1 tRNA gene and 3 rRNA genes are annotated in these 5,433 nt (G+C 56.7%); all 4 read left to right on the forward strand.

Going from position 1 to position 5,433, the window contains the following annotated elements:
• Nucleotides 1-353 precede the first annotated feature (353 nt).
• The 4 genes from IEY12_RS15645 to rrf all read left to right on the forward strand — a co-directional run bounded on the left by IEY12_RS15645 (nucleotide 354) and on the right by rrf (nucleotide 5,402).
• A 16S ribosomal RNA gene (locus IEY12_RS15645) occupies nucleotides 354-1,826 on the forward strand.
• Between the two features lie 113 nt (nucleotides 1,827-1,939).
• A tRNA-Ala gene (locus IEY12_RS15650) sits at nucleotides 1,940-2,011 on the forward strand.
• A 230-nt stretch (nucleotides 2,012-2,241) separates the two neighbouring features.
• Nucleotides 2,242-5,157 (forward strand): 23S ribosomal RNA (locus IEY12_RS15655).
• A 123-nt stretch (nucleotides 5,158-5,280) separates the two neighbouring features.
• Nucleotides 5,281-5,402: ribosomal RNA gene (gene rrf, locus IEY12_RS15660) — 5S ribosomal RNA — on the forward strand.
• Together the 16S, 23S and 5S rRNA genes with 1 tRNA gene alongside form the textbook arrangement of a ribosomal RNA operon.
• The last annotated feature ends 31 nt before the right edge of the window (nucleotides 5,403-5,433 follow it).

Raw genomic sequence — 5,433 nt, forward strand, 5'->3', positions numbered from 1 at the left:
CGACGTGACGTAGCCCGGTTCGCCCGGCGCTACCGACGCACGCATCCACTCCGACACTCTCGGGGCGCTCTCTCGACGCATCCATCCGGGTGCGCTTCGAGGGGGTTAAGTACCCACGAGTATTCGGAAGGAATGCACACGTCGTCCCGGACCACGACGCGTTCGACGGGTCTAAGTACCCCCGAACCAAACACTCTGGTCCGGAAGGAATGAGGATCCTACCCCTGCGGTCCGCCGTACAGATGGGATCTGATGTTAGCCTCGATGGTCAGTGACATCCGGCTGGTTCGACGCTTTGTCGTCGCAACCAGCGGAACCTTTGTTCCCGCCGAGCTGAGGTTACACCTCAGCACATTCCGGTTGATCCTGCCGGAGGTCATTGCTATCGGAGTCCGATTTAGCCATGCTAGTTGTACGAGTTTAGACTCGTAGCGGAAAGCTCAGTAACACGTGGCCAAGCTACCCTGTAGAGATGGACAACCTCGGGAAACTGAGGCTAATCCATCATAACGCTCGCTGTCTGGAAGGACGTGAGCTGGAAACGCTTCGGCGCTACAGGATGCGGCTGCGGTCGATTAGGTTGACGGTGGGGTAACGGCCCACCGTGCCCATAATCGGTACGGGTTGTGAGAGCAAGAGCCCGGAGACGGAATCTGAGACAAGATTCCGGGCCCTACGGGGCGCAGCAGGCGCGAAACCTTTACACTGTACGCAAGTGCGATAGGGGGACTCCGAGTGTGTGGGCATAGAGCTCACACTTTTGTAGACCGTAAGGTGGTCTACGAATAAGAGCTGGGCAAGACCGGTGCCAGCCGCCGCGGTAATACCGGCAGCTCGAGTGATGACCGATTTTATTGGGCCTAAAGCGTCCGTAGCTGGCCAGTCAAGTCCGTTGGGAAATCCACCTGCTCAACAGGTGGGCGTCCAGCGGAAACTGATTGGCTTGGGACCGGAAGATCCAAGGGGTACGTCCGGGGTAGGAGTGAAATCCTGTAATCCTGGACGGACCGCCGATGGCGAAAGCACCTTGGAAGGACGGATCCGACAGTGAGGGACGAAAGCTAGGGTCTCGAACCGGATTAGATACCCGGGTAGTCCTAGCTGTAAACGATGTCCGCTAGGTGTGGCACAGGCTACGAGCCTGTGCTGTGCCGTAGGGAAGCCGAGAAGCGGACCGCCTGGGAAGTACGTCTGCAAGGATGAAACTTAAAGGAATTGGCGGGGGAGCACTACAACCGGAGGAGCCTGCGGTTTAATTGGACTCAACGCCGGACATCTCACCGGCTCCGACAGTAGTAATGACAGTCAGGTTGACGACCTTACCCGACGCTACTGAGAGGAGGTGCATGGCCGCCGTCAGCTCGTACCGTGAGGCGTCCTGTTAAGTCAGGCAACGAGCGAGACCCGCACGTCTAATTGCCAGCAACACCGATTGGTGGTTGGGTACATTAGGCGGACTGCCGCTGCTAAAGCGGAGGAAGGAACGGGCAACGGTAGGTCAGCATGCCCCGAATGAGCCGGGCTACACGCGGGCTACAATGGCCGAGACAATGGGTTGCAACACCGAGAGGTGACGCTAATCTCCTAAACTCGGTCGTAGTTCGGATTGAGGGCTGAAACTCGCCCTCATGAAGCTGGATTCGGTAGTAATCGCGTGTCAAGAGCGCGCGGTGAATACGTCCCTGCTCCTTGCACACACCGCCCGTCAAAGCACCCGAGTGGGGTCCGGATGAGGCCGCCGTTTCGGCGGTCGAATCTGGGCTCCGCAAGGGGGCTTAAGTCGTAACAAGGTAGCCGTAGGGGAATCTGCGGCTGGATCACCTCCTAACGCACGGGATCGAGCCTTCTGGGCTCGACCCACATTTGTTGCGAGGACAGGCGTCGCGCCAGCCGGACACTTTAGACCATCGAGGCTAACGAACCCCCCGTATGAGGGGGTGGGCCCATAGCTCAGTGGTAGAGTGCCTCCTTTGCAAGGAGGATGCCCTGGGTTCGAATCCCAGTGGGTCCATGTGTTCAATCAGTGGTTCCGGATCGTGCCCCTTAAGTGTGGGGCGCCGGAATGATTGATTGAGTTCGACTGATGCACCATCCCGTGAGAGCGCGGATGGGAAGGGTCGATGTACGCTCCCGGATCACCTCCGGGACGTGCGATGAAGACTGTGTGTACGTGTAATCCAGGCGCTCACTGGACTCGCTTGCAGTGTAGTGCGAGTCTTATTGAACGTCACAACATTGACAACAACGTGGCTACTGTGCCGCCTGGTGGATGGCTCGGCTCGAGTGCCGACGACGGACGTGCCAAGCTGCGATAAGCCTGAGGGAGCCGCACGGAGGCGTAGAACTCAGGATTTCCGAATGGGAATCCCTTTTACAATTGCTTTGCGCAATGGGGAACGACCGGAATTGAAACATCTTAGTACGGTCAGGAAGAGAAATCGAATGAGACGCCGTTAGTAACCGCGAGTGAACGCGGCTCAGTCCAAACCGAAGCCCCCTTGGGGCAATGTGGTGTTCGGACTGACTTTCATCGAATGAAGGATCGTGTGAAGTCTCCTGAAACGGAGTGCGATACAGGGTGACAGCCCCGTAATCCGATCTAGTAGTTCGTGCGTCAGTTCCAGAGTAGCGGGGACCGGAAATTCCTCGTGAATTTAGCAGGCATCGACTGCTAAGACTAAGTACTCCTCGAGACCGATAGTGAACAAGTAGCGTGAGCGAACGCTGAAAAGTATCCCGAGAAGGGAGCTGAAATAGAGCCTGAAATCAGGTGGCGATGGAGCGACTGGGCATAAAAGGCCCTTTCGAGAACGACCGAGGTGCAAGCCTTTGGTAGGATCGAGAGGGAGCCGATGTCCGGTCGTACGTTTTGAAAAACGAACCAGGGAGTGTGCCTGTTTGGCGAGTCTAACCCGAGTATCGGGGAAGGCATAGGGAAACCGACATGGTCGCAGCATTGCGAGGACCGCCGTCTTCAAGGGCGGGGAGTCAAACGGGCACGACCCGAAACCGAGTGATCTACGCGTGGGCAAGGTGAAGCACGGCGAAAGCCGTGTGGAGGCCTGTTAGGGGTGGTGTCTTACAATACCCTCCCGTGACCTACGTGTAGGGGTGAAAGGCCCATCGAACTCGGCAACAGCTGGTTCCGACCGAAACATGTCGAAGCATGACCTTCACCGAGGTAGTTCATGGGGTAGAGCGACCGATTGGGGAGTCCGCCTCCGAGAGGAGTCGGCCCCCCTGTCGAACTCCGAACCTATGAACGCTGTGGACGTGAGGAATCCGGTGTGCGGGGTAAGCCTGTGCACCGTGAGGGAGACAACCCAGAGTTAGGTTAAGGTCCCCAAGTACGAGCTAAGTGCGATTGAAGGTTGTCTCGAGCCCTAAACAGCCGGGAGGTGAGCTTAGAAGCAGCTACCCTCTAAGAAAAGCGTAACAGCTTACCGGCCGAGGTTCGAGGCGCCCAAAATGATCGGGGCTCAAGCTCGTCACCGAGACCTGACAGCACCCGTGAAAGGGTGATCTTGTAGGTCGGCGTTCTGCTCGGGTGGAAGCACGGACGAGAGTTCGTGTGGACCGTGCAGGAACGAAAATCCTGGTCATAGTAGCAGCGTTAGTCGGGTGAGAACCTCGACGACCGAAAGAGCAAGGGTTCCTCGGCAATGCTGATCAGCCGAGGGTTAGTCGGTCCTAAGTCACATCGTAATTCGAGTGTGACAAAAGGGAAACTGGTTAATATTCCAGTACTGTCGTACGTTGAAAGTTGACGCCTTGGGGTAGGTCGAGCCGGACAATCGTCCGGTCGAACCATCGAAATCCGTGGAAGCCGTAATGGCAGGAAGCGGACGAATGGTGGGATAGCGATAGTCGATCCAACCCGGGGCCCGTGAAAAGACGAGTACGACATCCGTACCGAGATCCGACACAGGTGCTCTGGCAGCGAAAGCCAAGGTCTGTCGGGATCAACCGACGTCAGGGAATTCGGCAAATTAGTCCCGTAAGTTCGCGATAAGGGATGCCTGCCCAGTGATTGGGCAGGTCGCAGTATCATGGAAGCTCCGACTGTCTAATAACAACATAGGTGACCGCAAATCCGCAAGGACTCGTACGGTCACTGAATCCTGCCCAGTGCGGGTATCTGAACACCTAGTACAATAGGACGAAGGACCCGTTAACGGCGGGGGTAACTATGACCCTCTTAAGGTAGCGTAGTACCTTGCCGCTTCAGTAGCGGCTTGCATGAATGGATCAACGAGAGCTTCACTGTCCCGACGTTGGGCCCGGTGAACTGTACGTTCCAGTGCGGAGTCTGGAGACCCCCAAGGGGAAGCGAAGACCCTATAGAGCTTTACTGCAGGCTGTCGCTGGGACACGGTCGCTGATGTGCAGCATAGGTAGGAGGCGTTACACAGGTACCCGCGCTAGCGGGCCACCGAGCCATCAGTGAAATACTACCCGTCAGTGACTGTGACCCTCACTCCGGGAGGAGGACACCGGTAGCCGGGCAGTTTGACTGGGGCGGTACGCGCTCGAAAAGATATCGAGCGCGCCCTACGTCCATCTCATCCGAGTCGGAGACTCGGAGAAGAGTGCAAGAGCATAAGATGGGCTGACAGTGTCCTACACAACGAGGGACGCTGACGCGAAAGCGTGGTCTAGCGAACCTATGAGCCTGCTTGATGCGGGCCATAGATGACAGAAAAGCTACCTTAGGGATAACAGAGTCGTCACTCGCAAGAGCACATATCGACCGAGTGGCTTGCTACCTCGATGTCGGTTCCCTCCATCCTGCCCGTGCAGAAGCGGGCAAGGGTGAGGTTGTTCGCCTATTAAAGGAGGTCGTGAGCTGGGTTTAGACCGTCGTGAGACAGGTCGGCTGCTATCTATTGGGGGTGTTATGGTGCTTGACAGGAACGTTCGTATAGTACGAGAGGAACTACGAACGGTTGCCACTGGTGTACCGGTTGTCCGAGAGGGCATGTGCCGGGCAGCTACGCAGCACGGGGTAAGAGCTGAACGCATCTAAGCTCGAAACCCACCTGGAAAAGAAGCACCGTGGAGATCACTCGTAGAAGACGAGTTAGATAGACTCGGGATGTACGCGTCGAGGCAACGAGACGTTGAGTCCGCGAGCACTAATCGATCGAGCCACACATTCATAGACTTGGACTATCTGCACGCGAGTCCAGGCGTTAACTGGATTACACATTACACACACAGTCGAGAGGAGTCTCGATACCGATATTGGTATTACTACGGTTCGATTCCGTAGATCGGCATTGAGGCGGCCAGAGCGGTGGGGGTACACCCGTACCCATCCCGAACACGGAAGTTAAGCCCACCTGCGTATCAGGTAGTACTGGAGTGCGCGAGCCTCTGGGAACACTGATTCGCCGCCTCGCCATTCATTAGTCGGGGTTGGATTCAACCCCA

Source organism: Halarchaeum grantii (assembly GCF_014647455.2).
GTDB lineage: Archaea > Halobacteriota > Halobacteria > Halobacteriales > Halobacteriaceae > Halarchaeum > Halarchaeum grantii.